Below are 18,390 nucleotides of genomic sequence, written 5' to 3' on the forward strand. Positions count from 1 at the left end.
AAACAATGTCAACAAACAAAAAAACTAAAATTGTAGCGACCCTAGGACCTGCATGCAGCACGAAAGAAGTATTGAAAAATATGATTGATGCGGGAGTTAACGTTTTCAGAATCAATTTTTCGCATGCTGATTATAGTGATGTTAGCGAAAGAATCGACATGATTCGTTCTTTGAATGAAGAATTTGGTTACACAACAGCAATTTTGGCCGATTTACAAGGTCCGAAACTTCGCGTTGGAGTAATGAAGGAAGATGTTGTGGTTAACCCTGGCGACATCATCACGTTTCAAACTGCCGAAGATGTTCCAGGAACTGCCGAAAGAGTTTACATGAACTACAAGGAATTTCCTAGAGACGTTAAACCAGGAGAAAAAATCCTTTTGGACGATGGAAAACTGATGTTTGAAGCACTTGAAACTAACGGCTCTACTGAAGTAGTCTGTAAAGTTATTCAAGGTGGACCTTTGAAATCTAAAAAAGGAGTTAACCTTCCGAATACAAAGGTTTCGCTTCCGGCTTTGACCAAAAAAGATATTAAAGATGCTCTTTTCGCAATAGAAAATAAAGTAGATTGGATTGCTCTTTCATTCGTTAGAACAGCAGAGGATTTGATGGAACTTCAAGATTTGATCATGGAACATTCTGATCATAAAATTCCAATCATTGCTAAAATCGAAAAACCTGAAGGTGTAGAAAACATTGATAAAATTGTTGCTTATTGTGATGGTTTGATGGTAGCCCGTGGAGATTTGGGTGTTGAAGTTCCAGCCCATGAAGTGCCACTTATCCAAAAGAAATTAATCAACAGAGCTAAAACAGCTAGAATTCCTGTTATCGTTGCCACTCAAATGATGGAAACGATGATTACAAGCCTTACACCAACTCGTGCGGAAGTTAATGACGTAGCGAATTCTGTAATGGATGGTGCCGATGCGGTAATGCTATCTGGAGAAACTTCTGTTGGAAACTACCCTGTTCAAGTTATTGAAAAAATGACACAGATTATTGAAGCAGTTGAAGATTCTCCGCTGATCATCGTGCCACAAAACACACCACAGGTTAGAACAAAAAGATTCATCACCAAATCGATTTGTCATCATGCTGCCATGATGGCCAATGTAATCAAGGCGAAAGCAATTTGTACTTTGACTAACAGTGGTTATACGGCTTTCCAAATTTCGGCTTGGCGACCACAAGCTCATATTTTGGTGTTTACATCAAACAAAAGAATCTTGACGCAATTGAACTTGCTTTGGGGTGTGAAATCATACTATTACGATAAATTCGTGAGTACGGATGACACCGTTACCGATGTAAACGAAATCGCAAGACAAAAAGGATATGTAGAAAAAGGCGATTTCTTGATCAACCTTGCAGCTATGCCGGTTACTGATAAAGGAATGGTGAATACCTTGAGAGTCTCTGAAATAGAATAGTTTCAGCGTTCATATATGAAAGCCGGCTTGATTTTTAAACAAGTCGGCTTTTTTTATTTCTTCCCTTCCCATTCCGCAAAAAACTGCTCCAAAAAACCTTCCATATAAAGATGACGTTGTTCAGCAATTTGCTTCCCGGTTGAAGTATTCATCTTATTCTTCAGCATCAATAATTTTTCATAGAAATGATTGATGGTTGGGCTGTCCGTGTTTTTATATTCCTCCTTACTCATGTTTAAATTCGGAAGGATTTCGGGGTTATATAAAGCACGATTTTTAAATCCGCCATAGTTGAAGCATCTCGCAATTCCGATGGCTCCAATGGCATCCAAACGGTCGGCATCTTGAACAATGTCAAGCTCAATTGAAGTGAAGTTCTTTTCAAAATTACCTCCCTTGAATGAGATATTTTCAATGATTTTAATGACGTGGTCAATGATTTCTTCTGATACATTTTCTTTTTCGAGAAAATCTCTTGCGGTTTTTGGCCCTACGGTTTCGTCGCCACCATGAAATTTACTATCTGCAATATCGTGCAACAAAGCTCCTAACTGACAAACCAGCAAGTTGCATTCTTCTTCCTTTGCAATCAACAAAGTATTTTTATAAACTCTTTCGATGTGAAACCAATCGTGTCCACCTTCTGCATTTTCGAGTTTTTCCTTTACGAAATTGATCGTTGTTTGTATTAATCTTGAATGTTCCATTTTGTTTTTAAGCATAAAAAAAATGTTGAATTTCAAGAACGTGCTCAAAATTCAACATTTAAAAATTTAAAATTTAAAATTATATTCTTGCAGGTTCAACCCATTTGAAAATTTGCGATTCGGCCGGAATTACGATTCTTTCTGAAATTTTAGCCATTCTTGCAGGCAATTTCATCAGATAATCTCTTGCTTTTTCGGCTTCATCAGTCAAATCACTGATTTTATCAATCTCCCACTTGTTGATTAATTTTTGCATGATATCTACATAATCGCTTGCCGTGTAAACGCCAATTCGTTGTGCAGAATCAGAAAAACTTTCGAAAGCAGAACTGATTTTCTCTCCAGATTCTCTCAAAAATTGAGCAGGCATTACAATCTTCTGTTTCATCATATATTGGAAAGCCAACATCATTTCGCTTGGATCAACTTTAAAAATCTGGTTTACAAATTCGCTATAGGCCATGTGATGACGCATTTCGTCTCCGGCAATCATCTTGCAAATTTTTGAAAGTTTGTTATCGCCATACGTTTTTGCCAATTGAGCAACTCTGTTGTGCGAAACATAAGTCGCCAATTCTTGAAAACTGGTATAAACGAAATTTTTATAAGGATCACGTCCAGTCCCGATATCAAAACCATCGGCAATTAGATGTTGTGTCGTGATTTCGATTTCTCGCATGTTGACACGACCTGACAAATAAAGATATTTGTTCAACAAATCACCATGACGGTTTTCTTCACTGGTCCAGTTTCTGACCCATTTCGACCAGCCATTTGCTTCAATCTGATCTACTCCTTCAACATCCATCAACCATGATTCGTAGGTCGGTAAAGCTTCTTCGGTTATAGTATCGCCAACAAGCGTTACCCAAAAATCATAGGGTAAATCTTTAGCAATTTCTCTTAATTCTCTCACTTCTTCAAAGAAATTTTCATCTTGTGAATTTGGTAAAAAATCGGTCGGTTGCCAAATTGTTTCAATAGGAATAAGAAATTGATCCACAAAAGTATCAATTTTCTTCTCCAATAACTGCATTACTTCTAGTCGTACGTTGTGTATAGACATTTTTATTTAGGATTTTAGATTTAGGAATTGGGATTTGTTTCCCTCCCTAATTCTTTTATAATTTTACGGATTCTACAATTGCTTTTTCTGTTTTTTGCATAATTTCATCAAACGGATACTCTTTGACAGCTAAAGCGTTATGAACTGTAAAGGTAAGGCGATTTCCTAAACCGTAGGGAAAAAAGCCATATTTAACAAATTTCCAAGAATTGTTTATCGTTATCGGAACCACATAGGCGGAAGGTGCATATTTGCAGAGAATTTTCAATCCGCTTTGGGCAAATTCTTTTGGAACTCCGGTTTTGCTTCTTGTCCCTTCTGGGAAAATAACTGCCGAACGATTGTGCTTTTCAATGTATTCCGATAATTTTTTAATAGTTGGAATAGCTTGTTTTGGATCTTTCCTATCTATAAGTACGGAACCGCCGTGATTTAGGTTGTAGGAAATACTCGGAATTCCTTTTCCAAGTTCCTTTTTGCTGACAAATTTTGGATGGAATTTTCGCATGAACCAAATAATCCCAACAATATCGTACAAACTTTGATGATTGGCTACGAATATAACTGGAACACCTTTTGGAATCAATTCCCTACCCTCAACCTTATAAGTTGTTCCTAATAAATGTCCGATTCTCAACAATACCAAATTCAGATAATCGACACTTTTTTTATGTGCTTGATAACCGAAAACAGTAAAACATATCCATTGAATGGGATGAAACAGCACCAATGTCAACAGGAACAAAATCATGCTGACAAACGAGATTGGATATGATAGGATTTTTTCCATTTTTCTTAAAAATTGAAAGCAAAAATAAGAAATATATATTTGTTGAAGAAATTTGAGATTTACACAAAAAAGCTTGTCAAATATAACAAGCTCCTTTCTTTGTAATCTTTATTTTTACTTTACTTTCCAGAAAATTCAGCCTTTCTCTTTTCAAGAAAAGCAGTTGTCCCTTCCTTGAAATCTTCGGTTCCAAAGCAATATCCGAAAGCTTTTATTTCAGTTTCGTATCCATTTACACCATCTTTGAAATTGGCATTTACAGCTTTAATCGCTTTTGAAATCGCAACGGGAGAATTCTTTATTATCTTTTGGGCAATGCTGTTGCATAAATCCAAAAGTTCTGCTTGAGGAACTACGTAATTCACCAATCCGTATTGTTTTGCTTCTTCGGCATTGAGCATTCCGGCAGTCATGATCATTTCCATCGCTTTGCCTTTTCCTACCAATTGAGGCAACCGTTGGGTTCCGCCATAGCCTGGAATTACTCCCAAGGAAACTTCTGGCAAGCCCATTTTTGCATTCTCGGAAGCTACCCTGAAATGGCACGACATTGCCAGTTCCAAACCGCCACCAAGTGCAAATCCGTTTACGGCTCCAATGACTGGCGTTTTTAGATTTTCAACAAAATCGAACAATAGTTCTTGTCCTTGTTGTGCCAATTGTGCTCCTTCTTCTACAGAAAAATTTGCGAATTCTGAAATATCAGCTCCTGCAACAAAGGCCTTTTCGCCCGAACCGGTTAGTACAATAACTCGTGTTGCGGTGTCAGCTTCGGCAGTTTTGAAGGCTTGGTGCAACTCGGCAATTGTGGCTTTGTTTAAAGCATTCAGCTTGTTTGGACGATTGATGGTAATTGTTGTAATGTTGTTTTCGGTGGCAACTAAAATATTTTCGTAGCTCATGATTTTATGTTTGATTATATATTCGATGTTGTGAATAAGAAAGTTTCCAAAGTTCTAAAAATTTTATTTAAATAGCCCTGATTGCAATGGAAATCCTTTTTATTTTTTCTTTAAAAATGAAAAGGATTGCAATGGAAAGCAGGAAAATGGATGGAACAAATGCCCGAGCGATTTGCTCCAAATTATTCATTAATTATAGGAAGCGACACGGTGAAAATGGTGCCTTTTCCGAAATTGCTTTCAAACGTGATGGTTCCTTTATAGTTTTCGATGATGTTTTTGATGATGCCGAGTCCGAGTCCCATTCCGCTGTTTTTGGTGGTGAATTTTGGTTCGAAAATGCGGGAAATATTTTGTTCTTCGATTCCGATTCCATTGTCTTCAACTGTAATTAAAACCGTATTGTGTACTTTTTTGACGGCAACAATTATCGACTTGTTTTCCTGATTATCGGGGATGGCCTGAATACCATTTTTGACCAAATTTGTGATGATTCGGATGAGTTGAGTCCGGTCCATAATGGTGATGATTTCCTTTTCTTCGGAATGAAAATAGAGGTAATCTTCGTTGAAAATCTCCAAGGCAAGTTCTACAATATTTACAACATTGAGTGTTTCATTTTGTTGGGCTGGCATTGATGCAAAGTTAGAAAAGGCCGAAGCCACGGAACTCATCGTGTCGATTTGCTGGATCAACGTTTCGGAGTAATCCTTTACTTTTTGCTTGACTTCTACATCATTTGGGTCGAATTTTCGCTGGAAATTCTGAACTGTCAATCGCATTGGCGTGAGTGGATTCTTGATTTCGTGTGCGACTTGTTTTGCCATATCTCGCCAGGCTTGTTCTCGTTCACTTTGTGCGAGTTTTAGGGCACTTTCCTCCAACTTATCGACCATCGCATTGTAGGCGTTTATCAGCAAACTGACTTCCTGGGAACTGTCCTGAAGTTCAATTTTTTCGTTCTTTTGATTCAGGCTGGTTTCGGTGATTTTATCTGAAATGGATTTTAATGATTTGGTGATGTAGCTCGAAAGGAAATAGGCCAAAGCGAAGGCAATAACCAACATAAAGGAATAGACTTGACCCAAACGGATCAGGAAATTTTTGAGCTCACGATCATAAAAACCATCATCTTCAATATAAGGAAGGTTCAATATTCCAAGGGGTTTGAACTTTAAATCTTTTATTTGACTAAAAGAAGATCGGTATTTTTTTCCTTCGATGTTTTTTACATCTACATATCTTTTTTCCATTGAAGATTGCACCAGTTTCAGCATATAATCTGGAACAGGTGGAGCAATTGTGTCTATCGAAAAGGAGGCTTTTGAAGACTTAAGAAGTTCTCCTTTTAGACTGTAAATGTTGATTTGAAGACTGTGAATGTCGGCCAACTCGTGAATTTTATCCTTAAAAATTAGCGGTAAGTTTTGCTCAGTCAACGGATAGGTTGTCGTGGCCAAAATAAAATTGATGTGTTCTTTTATGGCGTTTTCTTTTCGCTCTAAACGTTCTTGATGGTAATCTTTTGCTTCGTTTTTGAATTGAAAAATAGAAATCGAAGCCATCAAAACCGATGCTATCAAGGTAAGGACAATCATCGAGAGAAAAATCCTGATTCGTAGTGATACTCGTTTTATTTTGACGTTTTTTAGCATTTTTTCCGTTTTCTGTCGCAGTTATTTGGATTACGTTTATAAACTGAAATTGAGACTGCAATCTATTTCTTTTCTCTGATTTTTTTATAAAATTTGAATCCTAACATTATAATTACCGAAAATAGAATGATTCCAACAACACCATAAATCCAATTGACGGCACTTTTTAAAATGACTAAAAAAACGACTGCAAAAAGAATTATTGTCGCTCCTTCATTCCACAATCGCATAAAATTTGATGAATGTTTTATTTCGTCTTTTTGCAATTGAAGGTAAATCTGGTGGCATTTTAAATGGTATAAATACAACGCAAAAACGAAGCCAAGCTTGACATGCATCCAAGGCATCTTGAGCCAGGCACTTCCTAAATCGGTGAAAAATAGCATCCAAAAAGCAAAAATACTTGCTAAAATTGCTGATGGCCAAGTGATGATGTACCACAACCTATAAGTCATTATTTTGTATTGCTTTTGCAAAATTTCCTTTTCAGGAGATGTTTTTTGAGAAGCTTCAATTTGATAGACAAACAATCGGACGATGTAAAATAGCCCGGAAAACCAAGTTATTACAAAAATTAGATGTAAGGATTTTAGGTAGTTATAGTCCATTGTTTAGTTTTTCAGCATCATTGAATATTTTTTTGAGTTCTTTTTCGGTTGGTAAAAATTTGGCAATCTCTTTAGGTAATTGTTTATAATTATAAGTTGCTATTCCCATCGGATTATTTGCCATTTCTAAAGCATACTCAACTGTTAATTTGCTTTTACTTTTACAGAGCAGAATTCCGATACTAGGATTGTCTTCTGGATATTTTACTGTTTTATCTAACAGATGTAAATACCAGTTAAGTTGTTGGCTATGTTCAGGTTTAAATTCTGATGCTTTCAATTCCAAGGCAATCATTGATTTTAATTTCCGATGATAAAACAATAAATCTATGAAATATTCTTTATTGTCAACTTCTAATCTAAATTGTCTCCCCATAAAAGCAAAGTCATTTCCGAACTGCCCCAAAGTTTTAGAAATATTCTCCACTATTGCCGTTTCAAGTTCTCTCTCGGTATGAGTGTCTTCAAGATTTAAAAATGATAAGTTATATTCATCTTTAAAGGATAAACGGTAGGCTATGACTTTATCATCAACAATTGTGTTTTCAAAGTTACTTTGGAAATTGACCTGTTTTGAATAAGCATCAAACTTTATTTCCTCTTCTAAAATGCTTCTGCTCCATCCTCTCTCTAAACATTTCTGAAGATAAAAGGTCCTCTTTTCATCATTTTTAATCTTGGCAAAAATCATGTTTGTATGTCCCCAAGGCAATTTGGCCACAAGCTGTGTCCAAATTATATTTGTATGAATTTCTTCATAAATCAATTTCATTCTTCTCAAGTTCCTAGAAGAAAAACCCTTAACTCCACTATATTCAGACTGTAAATCATTAGATAAAACATCAACAATACCATCTCCCCAACCGGTCTTTAATTTTTCTGAAAGTACTTTTCCAATGTCCAAATACATCAAAATCAATTCAGTATTTACAGCGGAAAAGCTTTTGTATTGAGCAAGATTTATCCTCTTCTTAAGCTCAATAAGTGTTTCGTTATAATTAGAAGGTGTTATCAATTCCATTTTTCTGTATTAAAACCGTATTCATTTCTTTCTTTAGAAAATAGGCTGTGATAATTGTCGATAAAATATCGGCAATTGGAAAAGCAACCCACACTCCAAAAATACCAAAAAAATGGGGTAAAATCAGCACTAACGGAATCAGGAAAAATCCTTGTTTGGTTAAAGTGAGAAACAACGCCTTTTTAGCTTTTCCGGCAGCTTGAAAATAGGCAGCTCCAATCAGCTGAATTGCGATAATGGGTGAAGCGGCGAAAACCCATCTCAAGGCATTTGGTGTTTCGGCAATTACTTCTGGATCGTTCGTGAAAACAGCTACTATCGGTTTGGCTAAAATTAAAATTACAACGAAGATTACAGTCGCCAAAAGTGCGGCATATTTTATAGAAACATTTACACTTTCTTTTACCCTGTCAAAATTTTTTGCTCCATAATTAAAACCAGCAATAGGCAAGAAACCTTGTGTGATTCCTAAGATTGGAAATAGGGCAAACATCAGCATTCGGCTTATAATTCCGTAAACGGCAATTGAATGTTCGCCACCATAAGTATATAAAGTATGATTGAGGATTATCGACAAAACACTCACAACACCTTGACGGGAAAAAGTAACGAAACTCAATTCTGTGATTTCCTTTATCAACGGAATTTGAAATTTAAAATGTCTGATTTCCAATCTCAATTCGCTTTTATACACAAAAAACCAGAGGACGAAAACAAAGCATGTAAAATAGGAAATGGCTGTAGCCAAAGCAGCTCCAAGCATTCCCATATTCATCATTTTGATGAAAATAATATCGAGGATGATATTCACAAAAGCCGGAATTATCATCGCAAACATTGCATATTTAGCTTTCCCTTCAGCCCGAATGATGTTGTTTCCCATCATACAAAGTGCGAGAAATGGAACACTTATAATTATCGGAAGGAAAAATTCTTTTGCTGGAGCAACAATATTTCCTTTTGCACCAAAAAGCGTCAGCATTTCATCACTGAAAAAAAGTCCGAAAATTACAAATACCGACGCCAATAAAAACGTCATCATGATTTGGTTGGCAAATGTAAACAGTGCTTTTTCCTTATCATTAGACCCTAAAGCCCGGGAAAGCACCGAACCTCCTCCAACACCAATTGCCATTCCCAGAGAAGAAATAAAAAAAGTAATGGGTAAAACCACGGTCACGGCTGCAATTGCCAATGATCCAATCCATTGTCCAACGAAAATGGTATCCACCAAGATATTAACCGACATAAATAAAATCCCGATTGATGATGGAACCGCTTGCTGAACAAGCAATTTTTTAATGTCCTTTTTTCCTAATTCTTCCGAGGAAACTGCCATTTTATGCCGTTACGGTTTCGGCAACAGTCCATTCTTCGATCCAGTTTGTAACGGTTTGAATCCAGTCGTCGTTGTCGTTCAAACACGGAACTGCCAAAAACTCTTCGCCACCATTCGACTCGAAATCTTCTTTGGCTCTCATGGCAATTTCTTCTAAAGTTTCCAAACAATCGGTCACGAAAGCTGGAGTCACAACAGCAATTTTCTTGATGCCTCTTGATGGCATTTTGTCAATTTCAACATCAGTATAAGGATCGAGCCATTTGTCGCCAGCCAATCTCGATTGGAACGTTTGACAATATTTGTCTTTTGGAATTTGCAACTGCTCTACAACCAATCTTGTGGTTTCATAACATTGATGACGGTAGCAAAAAGCGTGAGCTGCAGAAGGCGTGTTGCAACAAGAACCATCAATCTTGCAATGTGATTTCGTTACATCTGTTTTTCTGATATGACGCTCCGGAATTCCGTGATACGAAAAAACCAATTGGTCATATTCATATCCTTCCAGATTTTTTTGGATTAAATCCGAAAGGTTTTTGATATAGTCTGGCTTGTTGTAAAAAGCAGGAACATCGGTGAATTTCATCTGTGGAAACTTTTCTTTTCGGATTTTTTCGGCCAAGACCAAAATCGTCAATGTAGAAGCCATTGCATATTGAGGATATAGTGGAAAAAGCAAAACTTCGGTCACGCCTTGATTGTGCAATTCCTGCAAACCTTTTTCGATGGTCATTTCGCCATAACGCATCGCCAATGCAACCGGAATTTCGGTTTTTGCCTGAACTTTTTTGTGCATTCTTTCAGAAAGAACAATAAGAGGCGAACCTTCGTCCCACCAAATTTTCTTGTAAGCATGAGCCGATTCTTCCGGGCGTTTTCTCAAAATAATTCCTCGAACCAGCAAGGCTCTCAATAAAAATGGAACATCTATCACATATTTGTCCATTAAAAATTCGTCTAAATATGGTTTTACGTCTTTCGGGTCGGGACTTTTTGGAGAACCTAGGTTTACTAATAATACGCCTTTCATTGTTTTTTTGTTTTATGTAAAAGTAAGCAAGCTGCCTTTTTTACTAATCGGGGTTAACTATATTTTATTTATTGTTTAATATACGGAATCAATGGTATATGTGTTTTTCAATCCATTAATTTCTTTAAAATCTTTTCGTTGGGTAATAAGCCTTTATATTCGTCGGGCAATTCATTTGCGGTTTTATAGGTAGAAACTCCCATAGATTTATTGAAATCTCTAAATGAAAATTCAACGACTTTATTGTTTTTTTCTTTGCATAAAATGACTCCAATTGAAGAATTTTCATGTGGTAATTTCACCATTTCATCTAATGCTGAAAGATAAAAATTCATTTTGCCAAGATATTCTGGTTTGAATTTTCCACTTTTTAAGTCAAAAGCAACCAAGCATTGCATTCTCCGATTGTAAAATAATAAATCTACAAAATATTCATTTTCATCTAAAATGAATCGGTATTGATTGGCTATAAAAGCAAAGTCGGTTCCTAAAGAAAGTAAAAACTTTTTGATGTTTCGAACAATTTCATTTTCTATAAAACGTTCATTTTCTTCTTCGGGGTCTTCGATATTTATAAAATCCAATAAATATTCGTCTTTGAATGCCAATAGTGCTTTTGACCTTAAATCATTTTCTGAAATTGTTTTAATGAAATTATTTGCAATTGATCCTTGATTTTCGAATAAATTTGATTTTAAATGATATTGCAATGTGCTTACACTCCAAAACTCTGAAGCAATTTTTTGAATGTAAAAAACATAGTGCTCGATTGAATTTGTTTTTGATAAAATTTCAAAGTGATGTGTGAAACTTACTTTGTTAAAATCATTTTCAAATTCGTTCGTTATCAACGAACTAATTGAAATTAATCCATTTGATGTGTTTTGAAATTGGTTCGTTACTGACGAACCAATTGTAAAATATAGACTCCAAGATTCATAAAAAATTCGCATTTTTTTGATGTTAGAAGCCGAGAAACCTCTCAAACCAGGCAATTCATTCTGCAAATCGGCAGATAAATTTTCAAGAACTTTAGATCCCCATTTTTCTTCTTTTACTTTTGTAGAAATTAATTTTCCTACTGTAAAATACAATCCAAGCATTTCGCTGTTGGCCAAAACAGCAAGCCTATAACGACTGGATAAAATGGCTGATTTTAGTTCCTTTATGGTTTCGATATGAGCATTTTCAAGCTTCATATTTATGTATTTGGATTAATAGACATCAAATATTTTTTCGGAGTCGTGGCATATTTCTTTTTGAACGCGGCTATAAAATGACTTCCGGTGCTGTAGCCAATCTTCAAGCCTACTTCATTTACATTATAGGAACCTGAATCGAGCAGTTTTCGGGCGAAATCCATCTTATAATCAAACAGAAAACCATAAACGGTGTCGCCATAAATCTGCTTGAAACCCATTTTGAGTTTTTTCAGATTCAAGCCAACTTGGTCGGCCAATTCTTGAAGTCCTGGCGGTTCGGCCATATTAGCGATGACGATATCTTTTGCTTTTCGGATTTTCAGCACATTGTCTTCATCAATCAAAAACGGACATTGTTCTGCATTTGGGTCTTCAGTCCTATTGAAATAAAGGCTCAACAATTCATAACCTTTCCCTTTATAATAAAGATTTTTTATGGATGGATGAAGATTAAAATGAAACAATTGGCTCAAAACAATCGCCATCGACGGATTGATGTTTCCTTCGTTATAATATTTCTTATCCTTGTTGTCTTCACTCAAAAAAGTGATGTAATCGGCTTCGGAAGAAAACAAGGCATGGAATTTTTTAATCGAAACAATTACTGAAATGACCCACGAATTTGGAGCCAATTCTAAATTTAGAGGCAATTCTTTTTGCGGATTATAAAGTAATAACGACTTCTCTTCTTTCAAATCCAAGGCATAATTTCCTTGATTGAAGATAAATTTTGCCTTTCCTTTTATACCAAAGTGAAATTGTATCAACCCTTGATTTATAGGTCTTTCTACTCGAAAAACTTCATTGTCATCATTCTGAAAACGAATCAAAATAAAATCTTCTTCAATTTTTATTTCTTCTTGAGAACCCATAGCGATATTTTTTCGTATATGTTTTTTGAAACCAAGTTCAAATCTATTTAGAATAATTCTACATAAGGTATTTGCAAAGACTTGATTTCAGTACAAATTTAATAGAATTTACGTTGTTTCAGGCATTTTGGTTTAAAATATCTCGTAGCGATACAAATAGTCCTTACAGCGTTACTTTTATAAACAGTATAATGATAATTTTGTTGAACTTTTTGGAAAAGTGTATATATGGAAAATAATAACTTATCGAAGCACCACTATTTTTACTCCGTAGGATTAAGCTATAAAAAAGCGGATGCCGAAGTTAGAGGTAAATTTAGTTTAGATGCAAAAGCCAAAACCCGTTTGCTGGAACAGGCGAAAAGCGAAGGCATAGAAAGTTTGATTGTAACTTCCACGTGCAACAGGACCGAAATCTATGGTTTTGCAGAACATCCTTTTCAATTGATTAAATTGATCTGCGAAAACAGTTTGGGTACGGTTGAAGAATTTCAAAAAGTAGGTTTTGTTTATAAAAATCAGGAAGCCATCAACCACATGTTTCGTGTTGGAACCGGATTGGATAGTCAGATTTTAGGTGATTTTGAAATCATCAGCCAAGTTAAAACCAGTTTTGCCGAGTCAAGGTCATTCGGATTAATCAATACTTTTTTAGATAGGTTAATAAATGCTGTAATTCAAGCAAGCAAAAGAATCAAAAACGAAACTGAAATCAGTTCGGGAGCAACATCTGTTTCTTTTGCTTCGGTTCAATATATTATCAGGAATGTAGAGAATATCAGTTCTAAAAATATTTTACTTTTTGGAACGGGAAAAATCGGTAGAAACACCTGCGAGAATTTAGTAAAACATACTAAAAACGAGCACATTACCCTCATCAACAGAACGAAAGATAAAGCTGAGAAATTGGCGGGAAAACTGAACCTTATCGTGAAGGATTATTCAGAATTGCATCTTGAACTTCAAAAAGCAGATATTGTTGTTGTGGCAACAGGAGCTCAAAATCCAACCGTTGACAAAGCGATTCTAAATCTTAAAAAGCCTTTGCTGATTTTAGATCTATCGATTCCGAAAAATGTAAATGAAGATGTTAAGGATTTGGATGGCGTTACGTTGATCCACATGGATCATTTAGCCCAAATGACGGATGAAACCCTTGAAAAAAGAAAGTCACACATTCCAGCTGCTGAAGCAATCATTGAAGAAACAAAAGAAGAATTTGTGAATTGGACAAAAGCTAGAAAATTTGCTCCAACAATCAATGCATTAAAAGAAAAACTAAATGCCATTAAAAATTCAGAATTGAATTTCCAAAGCAAAAAGATATCCAACTTCAACGAGGAACAAGCCGAAATCATCAGTGCAAGAATCATCCAGAAGATTACCACCCATTTTGCAAATCATCTGAAAGACGACAACACGATGGTGGATGAAAGCATTGAATGGATTGAAAAAGTATTTCAAATTGAAGCAAGATAATCTAAACTTAATGAGCCTAATTTCTTAATGGTTCGAAAACAAAAAGAATGTCTCAAAAAGTTATAAGAATCGGAACCCGCGACAGCGAACTCGCACTTTGGCAAGCCCATACCGTCCAAAAAAAACTAAACGATTTAGGCTATAAAACTGAAATCATCGCCGTAAAATCCCAAGGCGACATCATCCTAGACAAACCTCTTTACGAACTCGGAATCACAGGAATTTTCACCAAAACACTAGATATTGCAATGATTAACGGTCAAGTTGACATTGCCGTTCATTCGATGAAAGATGTTCCAACAGCTTTGCCTGTGGGAATTGTTCAAGCAGCTGTTTTGGAAAGAGCCAATGTTTTGGATATTTTGGTACACAAAGGCAATCTTGATTTCTTGTCTGATATCGGAACCATAGCAACAGGAAGTCTTCGCCGTCAGGCACAATGGCTCAACAAATACCCAACTCACAACGTGGTGGATTTACGTGGAAACGTAAATACCCGAATGCAAAAACTCAACGACAGCAATTGGAGCGGAGCCGTTTTTGCAGCAGCCGGACTTGAAAGAATCAACCTGAAACCGGATGATTTTATCGATCTGGATTGGATGATTCCCGCACCAGCTCAAGGAGCAATGGTTGTTGTGGCAATGGCGGATGATAGTTTTACCCGCGAAGCCGTTTCAGAATTAAACCATATCGAAACTGAGGTTTGCACCTATATCGAAAGACAATTCCTAAAAACCCTCGAAGGCGGTTGTACGGCACCCATCGGAGCTTTTGCAACCTACGATGAAAATAACGATACGATCACATTAAAAGGCGTTTTGTTGTCTATCGACGGCAAAGATAAAATCGGAATCGAAAAAGTAGTTCCTATAGAAGAATGGAAAAAACTGGGCTTCCACATGGCACAGGAAATCCTAAACAACGGTGGCGAAGAATTGATGAAAAATATAAAATTATCATTAAAAAAATAAGCAGGAGCGAGGCATCAGGCATTTGTTTTCCCGAAGCTTCGGGACATTTTCCCGCCTTCCTTCCTCTCGTCCTAAAAGACGAGATCCCTCCAGTCAGGGCTATTTGTTAAACTTCGGAATAAAATAACCGATATTTGTAATAGTAAAAATTGGCATTTCAAAAAAACTTCACTGTGCAAAAAGATTCTATACTAAAGTTCATCTACCGTTTTTTCGATTTAATCGTCTTGACCTACTTGGTGTTTGACTTTGGCTATAGTGTTCACGATGTTTACAAAACCCCAAAATTTGTGGGCTTGGTCTCCATTTCAGTAGCACTTTTAGTGTTCAACATCTACAAGTTTTATTACTACACCACTTCCGGTCGAAAGAAAATTGCACTTTTTAATACTGCCATAATTGGATTGCTATTGTTTATTTCGCTCATCACATCTATTGTCAATATTGATTTACATTATCTCGAAGTATTTCAAAAAATCAGGACCATTCTCGAAGTCGGACTCATCATCTATTTCATCATCCGATTGATGATTTTTGTACGTTACATTTATGAAATATACTATAATCCTGCTATTGTTTTTGTGGGGAGTTTTTTTGTGATCATCTTGATTGGTGCTTTTTTACTAATGCTTCCTAAGGCAACAAACGGCACGATAACTTTTACAGATGCTCTTTTTACTTCTACTAGTGCGGTTTGCGTTACAGGTTTGAGCGTCTTGAATGTTTCCTCTACATTTACACTTTTAGGCCAAACCATTCTATTGTGTTTGATTCAAATTGGCGGATTGGGAATATTAACCTTCACTTCCTTCTTTTCCTTCTTCTTTAGAGGAAGTTCTTCGTTTCGAGAAGGTTTGAATGTCAAGGATTTCACCTCACACGACAACCTGAAAGATGTTTTGAAAGTGGCCTTGAACATCGTTATTTTTACTTTATCGGTCGAAATAATTGGTGCGATTTTCATCTATTCATCGATATCGGATAAAGCGGAAATTACGAATAAATTATTTTTTTCCATCTTTCATTCGATTTCAGCATTTTGCAATGCCGGTTTTTCTACTTTAAACAATGGAATGAGTGAAAGCTACCTTAGTTTGGACTACTATTTTCAATGGGTTTTGATGGGATTGATTGTTTTTGGAGGCTTGGGCTATTCCATCATCTTCAATTTTTATTCCTATTTAAAGAATTATATTCTAGAATTGTTCCAGAAAAAAATCATCCATAAAAAAAACCGAATCGTAACACTCAACACCAAAATCGTACTCTACACCACTACAATTTTGCTAATTGGTGGATTTGTTTTCCTGTATTTACTGGAACAAAACAACATCCTTCTCGAGCATGATACCGTTTTTGGAAAAATAACCTCAACTGCTTTTCACGCCGTAACACCAAGAACAGCAGGTTTCAACACGATTGACTATACCGATATGAGAGTTCCTTCACTGCTGTTTATCATTTTCTTGATGTGGGTTGGTGCTTCGCCAGCTTCAACAGGTGGAGGGATAAAAACGAGTACCTTTGCATTGGCAACATTAAATATTTTTGCAATTGCAACAGGAAAAAGCAGGATTCAGCTTTTTGGCAGAAGAATTTCCAGCGAATCAACTTCCAGGGCTTTTGCAATTCTCTGTATTTCATTGATTGTGATTGGCTTTGCAATTCTAGGATTATTGATTTTTGAACCCGAAGGAACCGATTTACTGACCGTTGTATTTGAATGTTTTTCGGCCTACAGTACCGTTGGATTGTCGCTCAATTTTACGCCCACATTAACAGAACCAAGCAAATATATCTTAATAGCCACAATGTTTATAGGAAGAATTGGAATGCTCAACTTGATGATTGGAATGCTCCGTCAAATCAACCATCAATTCTATGAATATCCAAAAGAAAATATTTTGATTAACTAAAACCGATTGAAATGAAAATTATAGTTTTTGGTCTTGGAAATTTCGGTATGTCTTTGGCTTTAAGCCTAACAGAAACTGGGAATGAAGTGATTGGTGTGGACCGACAAATGGACAAGGTAAACTTGGTTAAGGACAAAATTTCGCATGTAATTTGTATGGATTCCACCAACGAATTGGCCTATGAAGCTTTGCCTCTCAAAGATGCCGATAAAGTGGTGGTGGCCATTGGAGAAAATGAAGGGGCTGCCATTATTACAACAGCAATTATCAAGAAATTATCCGATGTAAAAATCATCAGTAGAGCACTTTCGCCCATTCACGACACGGTTTTGGAAGCAATGGGAATTCACAGTATTGTGCACCCTGAACAAGAATCTGCCGATCGATTGACCAAGCAAATCAATTTTAAAACTACTTTGGAAAACTATCAATTGGACAACAATTATACGATATCCGAAGTGAAATCAAAACCCGAATTCCACGGAAAAACCTTGGCGGAATTGAATACAATTGACAAATATCACTTGAACTTGGTTACGATAATTCGCAAAAGAGAAAAAGTCAATCTGATTGGAAAAAAGTCGATTGTGAAAGAAACCATTGGACTTCCAACACCCGAAACAGTTTTGTTAGAAGATGATATTTTGGTTGTTTTTGGAGAAAATAAAAATATTTCATTTTATTGCGATTGCAAATAATTTCAACCAAGATGCAAAACCAAATCCGCATATTATCCACCAAAAAACTTTTGAGCAATCAGAAGCAATTCCTCTTGAATGCAAATTTTTCTGTGGTTGAAGCCGATTTTATTAAGACCGAAAACAAGCCATTCGAACTAAAAGCCATCAACCATAACCTCATTTTCACAAGCCAGAATGCTGTTCATAGTTTAGTGGAGAATGCAGAAGAATTATTACCTAAACTTCAAGAAAAAAATGTCTTTTGTGTAGGATTAAAAACCAAAGCCTTGTTGGAAGAAAACGGCTTCAACGTAATTGCCTATACAGGTTATGCTGCAGATTTAGCCGAAATAATCGCCTTAATTTATTCAAAAGAAAGCTTCACTTTTTTCAGCGGAAACCTTCGGAGAGATACTTTGCCTAATTACCTAAAAGAAGCCAACATAAAGTTCAATGAAATCGAAGTATATGAAACACATTTGACTCCACAAAAAATAAATACACCAGTAGACGGAATATTGTTTTTCAGTCCATCAGCCGTAGAAAGCTATCTAAAAGACAATAAAATAAAGAAAGAAACCTGCTTCTGCATCGGGAATACAACTGCTGAAGCACTTGAAAAAACGACAAAAAACATAATAGTCGCCAATCAACCAACGGTTGAAAACACGATTATTCAATGTATAAACAAATTTAAATAGCTCCTGCAA

Annotated in this window: 17 protein-coding genes; 6 read left to right on the forward strand and 11 right to left on the reverse strand. The window is 36.0% G+C overall.

Annotated elements, in window-relative coordinates; translation table 11 throughout:
- Window positions 1-5: 5 nt before the first annotated feature.
- On the forward strand, window positions 6-1,436 hold the full coding sequence (pyk, locus tag J2X31_RS14920) for a pyruvate kinase (RefSeq protein ID WP_310027726.1): 1,431 nt from the start codon (window positions 6-8) through the stop codon (window positions 1,434-1,436).
- Between the two features lie 53 nt (window positions 1,437-1,489).
- Here pyk and J2X31_RS14925 read toward each other — a convergent pair whose 3' ends face one another.
- The 11 genes from J2X31_RS14925 to J2X31_RS14975 all read right to left on the reverse strand — a co-directional run bounded on the left by J2X31_RS14925 (window position 1,490) and on the right by J2X31_RS14975 (window position 12,631).
- Window positions 1,490-2,143 (reverse strand): HD domain-containing protein, encoded by a 654-nt coding sequence (locus tag J2X31_RS14925; RefSeq protein ID WP_310027857.1) that lies wholly within the window; start codon window positions 2,141-2,143, stop codon window positions 1,490-1,492.
- Window positions 2,144-2,222: 79 nt separating this feature from the next.
- Complete coding sequence (locus J2X31_RS14930) at window positions 2,223-3,209, reverse strand: acyl-ACP desaturase (RefSeq protein WP_310027727.1); 987 nt, start codon at window positions 3,207-3,209, stop codon at window positions 2,223-2,225.
- Between the two features lie 55 nt (window positions 3,210-3,264).
- A complete protein-coding gene (locus J2X31_RS14935; protein WP_310027729.1) occupies window positions 3,265-3,999 on the reverse strand; it encodes a lysophospholipid acyltransferase family protein in 735 nt (244 codons plus the stop codon).
- 119 nt (window positions 4,000-4,118) lie between these two features.
- Window positions 4,119-4,901: an enoyl-CoA hydratase/isomerase family protein gene (locus J2X31_RS14940; RefSeq protein ID WP_310027730.1), complete on the reverse strand. Its 783-nt coding sequence runs from the start codon at window positions 4,899-4,901 to the stop codon at window positions 4,119-4,121.
- A 182-nt stretch (window positions 4,902-5,083) separates the two neighbouring features.
- A complete protein-coding gene (locus J2X31_RS14945) occupies window positions 5,084-6,499 on the reverse strand; it encodes a sensor histidine kinase (RefSeq protein WP_310027858.1) in 1,416 nt (471 codons plus the stop codon).
- Window positions 6,500-6,618: 119 nt separating this feature from the next.
- Window positions 6,619-7,164, reverse strand: a complete 546-nt coding sequence (locus tag J2X31_RS14950) for a CopD family protein (protein WP_310027731.1) — start codon at window positions 7,162-7,164, stop codon at window positions 6,619-6,621.
- Window positions 7,154-8,185 carry a PDDEXK nuclease domain-containing protein gene (locus J2X31_RS14955; RefSeq protein ID WP_310027732.1) on the reverse strand — a complete coding sequence of 344 codons (1,032 nt, stop codon included), beginning with the start codon at window positions 8,183-8,185 and terminating at the stop codon, window positions 7,154-7,156. The genes J2X31_RS14950 and J2X31_RS14955 overlap by 11 nt, the downstream gene beginning before the upstream one ends.
- Window positions 8,163-9,524, reverse strand: a complete 1,362-nt coding sequence (locus tag J2X31_RS14960) for an MATE family efflux transporter (RefSeq protein WP_310027734.1) — start codon at window positions 9,522-9,524, stop codon at window positions 8,163-8,165. Before J2X31_RS14960 ends, J2X31_RS14955 begins: the two co-directional genes overlap by 23 nt.
- Before the next feature lies 1 nt (window position 9,525).
- Complete coding sequence (gene hemH, locus J2X31_RS14965) at window positions 9,526-10,557, reverse strand: ferrochelatase (protein WP_310027736.1); 1,032 nt, start codon at window positions 10,555-10,557, stop codon at window positions 9,526-9,528.
- Window positions 10,558-10,664: 107 nt separating this feature from the next.
- Window positions 10,665-11,756, reverse strand: coding sequence for a PDDEXK nuclease domain-containing protein (locus tag J2X31_RS14970; protein WP_310027738.1), 1,092 nt, complete (start codon window positions 11,754-11,756; stop codon window positions 10,665-10,667).
- Window positions 11,757-11,758: 2 nt separating this feature from the next.
- Window positions 11,759-12,631, reverse strand: coding sequence for an AraC family transcriptional regulator (locus J2X31_RS14975; RefSeq protein WP_310027740.1), 873 nt, complete (start codon window positions 12,629-12,631; stop codon window positions 11,759-11,761).
- 228 nt (window positions 12,632-12,859) lie between these two features.
- Here J2X31_RS14975 and hemA point away from each other — a divergent pair, with 228 nt between their 5' ends.
- The 5 genes from hemA to J2X31_RS15000 all read left to right on the forward strand — a co-directional run bounded on the left by hemA (window position 12,860) and on the right by J2X31_RS15000 (window position 18,381).
- Entirely contained in the window at window positions 12,860-14,110 is a 1,251-nt protein-coding gene (gene hemA / locus J2X31_RS14980; RefSeq protein ID WP_310027742.1) for a glutamyl-tRNA reductase, read from the forward strand.
- Window positions 14,111-14,157: 47 nt separating this feature from the next.
- Window positions 14,158-15,084 carry a hydroxymethylbilane synthase gene (hemC, locus tag J2X31_RS14985; protein ID WP_310027743.1) on the forward strand — a complete coding sequence of 309 codons (927 nt, stop codon included), beginning with the start codon at window positions 14,158-14,160 and terminating at the stop codon, window positions 15,082-15,084.
- Window positions 15,085-15,257: 173 nt separating this feature from the next.
- The gene (locus J2X31_RS14990; protein ID WP_310027744.1) at window positions 15,258-17,000 is read left to right on the forward strand and encodes a TrkH family potassium uptake protein; all 1,743 of its coding nucleotides are present in this window, start codon (window positions 15,258-15,260) and stop codon (window positions 16,998-17,000) included.
- An 11-nt stretch (window positions 17,001-17,011) separates the two neighbouring features.
- Window positions 17,012-17,698 carry a potassium channel family protein gene (locus J2X31_RS14995; RefSeq protein WP_310027745.1) on the forward strand — a complete coding sequence of 229 codons (687 nt, stop codon included), beginning with the start codon at window positions 17,012-17,014 and terminating at the stop codon, window positions 17,696-17,698.
- 11 nt (window positions 17,699-17,709) lie between these two features.
- On the forward strand, window positions 17,710-18,381 hold the full coding sequence (locus tag J2X31_RS15000) for a uroporphyrinogen-III synthase (protein ID WP_310027746.1): 672 nt from the start codon (window positions 17,710-17,712) through the stop codon (window positions 18,379-18,381).
- Window positions 18,382-18,390 lie beyond the last annotated feature (9 nt).

The organism is Flavobacterium arsenatis (assembly GCF_031456785.1).
GTDB classification, from domain to species: Bacteria; Bacteroidota; Bacteroidia; order Flavobacteriales; family Flavobacteriaceae; genus Flavobacterium; species Flavobacterium arsenatis.

Bases quoted from the DNA above. Each gene is read 5' to 3' on its own strand.
- pyk (WP_310027726.1), top strand. From the start codon at position 6: ATGTCAACAAACAAAAAAACTAAAATTGTAGCGACCCTAGGACCTGCA.
- J2X31_RS14925 (WP_310027857.1), bottom strand. From the start codon at position 2,143: ATGGAACATTCAAGATTAATACAAACAACGATCAATTTCGTAAAGGAA.
- J2X31_RS14930 (WP_310027727.1), bottom strand. From the start codon at position 3,209: ATGTCTATACACAACGTACGACTAGAAGTAATGCAGTTATTGGAGAAG.
- J2X31_RS14935 (WP_310027729.1), bottom strand. From the start codon at position 3,999: ATGGAAAAAATCCTATCATATCCAATCTCGTTTGTCAGCATGATTTTG.
- J2X31_RS14940 (WP_310027730.1), bottom strand. From the start codon at position 4,901: ATGAGCTACGAAAATATTTTAGTTGCCACCGAAAACAACATTACAACA.
- J2X31_RS14945 (WP_310027858.1), bottom strand. From the start codon at position 6,499: ATGATTGTCCTTACCTTGATAGCATCGGTTTTGATGGCTTCGATTTCT.
- J2X31_RS14950 (WP_310027731.1), bottom strand. From the start codon at position 7,164: ATGGACTATAACTACCTAAAATCCTTACATCTAATTTTTGTAATAACT.
- J2X31_RS14955 (WP_310027732.1), bottom strand. From the start codon at position 8,185: ATGGAATTGATAACACCTTCTAATTATAACGAAACACTTATTGAGCTT.
- J2X31_RS14960 (WP_310027734.1), bottom strand. From the start codon at position 9,524: ATGGCAGTTTCCTCGGAAGAATTAGGAAAAAAGGACATTAAAAAATTG.
- hemH (WP_310027736.1), bottom strand. From the start codon at position 10,557: ATGAAAGGCGTATTATTAGTAAACCTAGGTTCTCCAAAAAGTCCCGAC.
- J2X31_RS14970 (WP_310027738.1), bottom strand. From the start codon at position 11,756: ATGAAGCTTGAAAATGCTCATATCGAAACCATAAAGGAACTAAAATCA.
- J2X31_RS14975 (WP_310027740.1), bottom strand. From the start codon at position 12,631: ATGGGTTCTCAAGAAGAAATAAAAATTGAAGAAGATTTTATTTTGATT.
- hemA (WP_310027742.1), top strand. From the start codon at position 12,860: ATGGAAAATAATAACTTATCGAAGCACCACTATTTTTACTCCGTAGGA.
- hemC (WP_310027743.1), top strand. From the start codon at position 14,158: ATGTCTCAAAAAGTTATAAGAATCGGAACCCGCGACAGCGAACTCGCA.
- J2X31_RS14995 (WP_310027745.1), top strand. From the start codon at position 17,012: ATGAAAATTATAGTTTTTGGTCTTGGAAATTTCGGTATGTCTTTGGCT.
- J2X31_RS15000 (WP_310027746.1), top strand. From the start codon at position 17,710: ATGCAAAACCAAATCCGCATATTATCCACCAAAAAACTTTTGAGCAAT.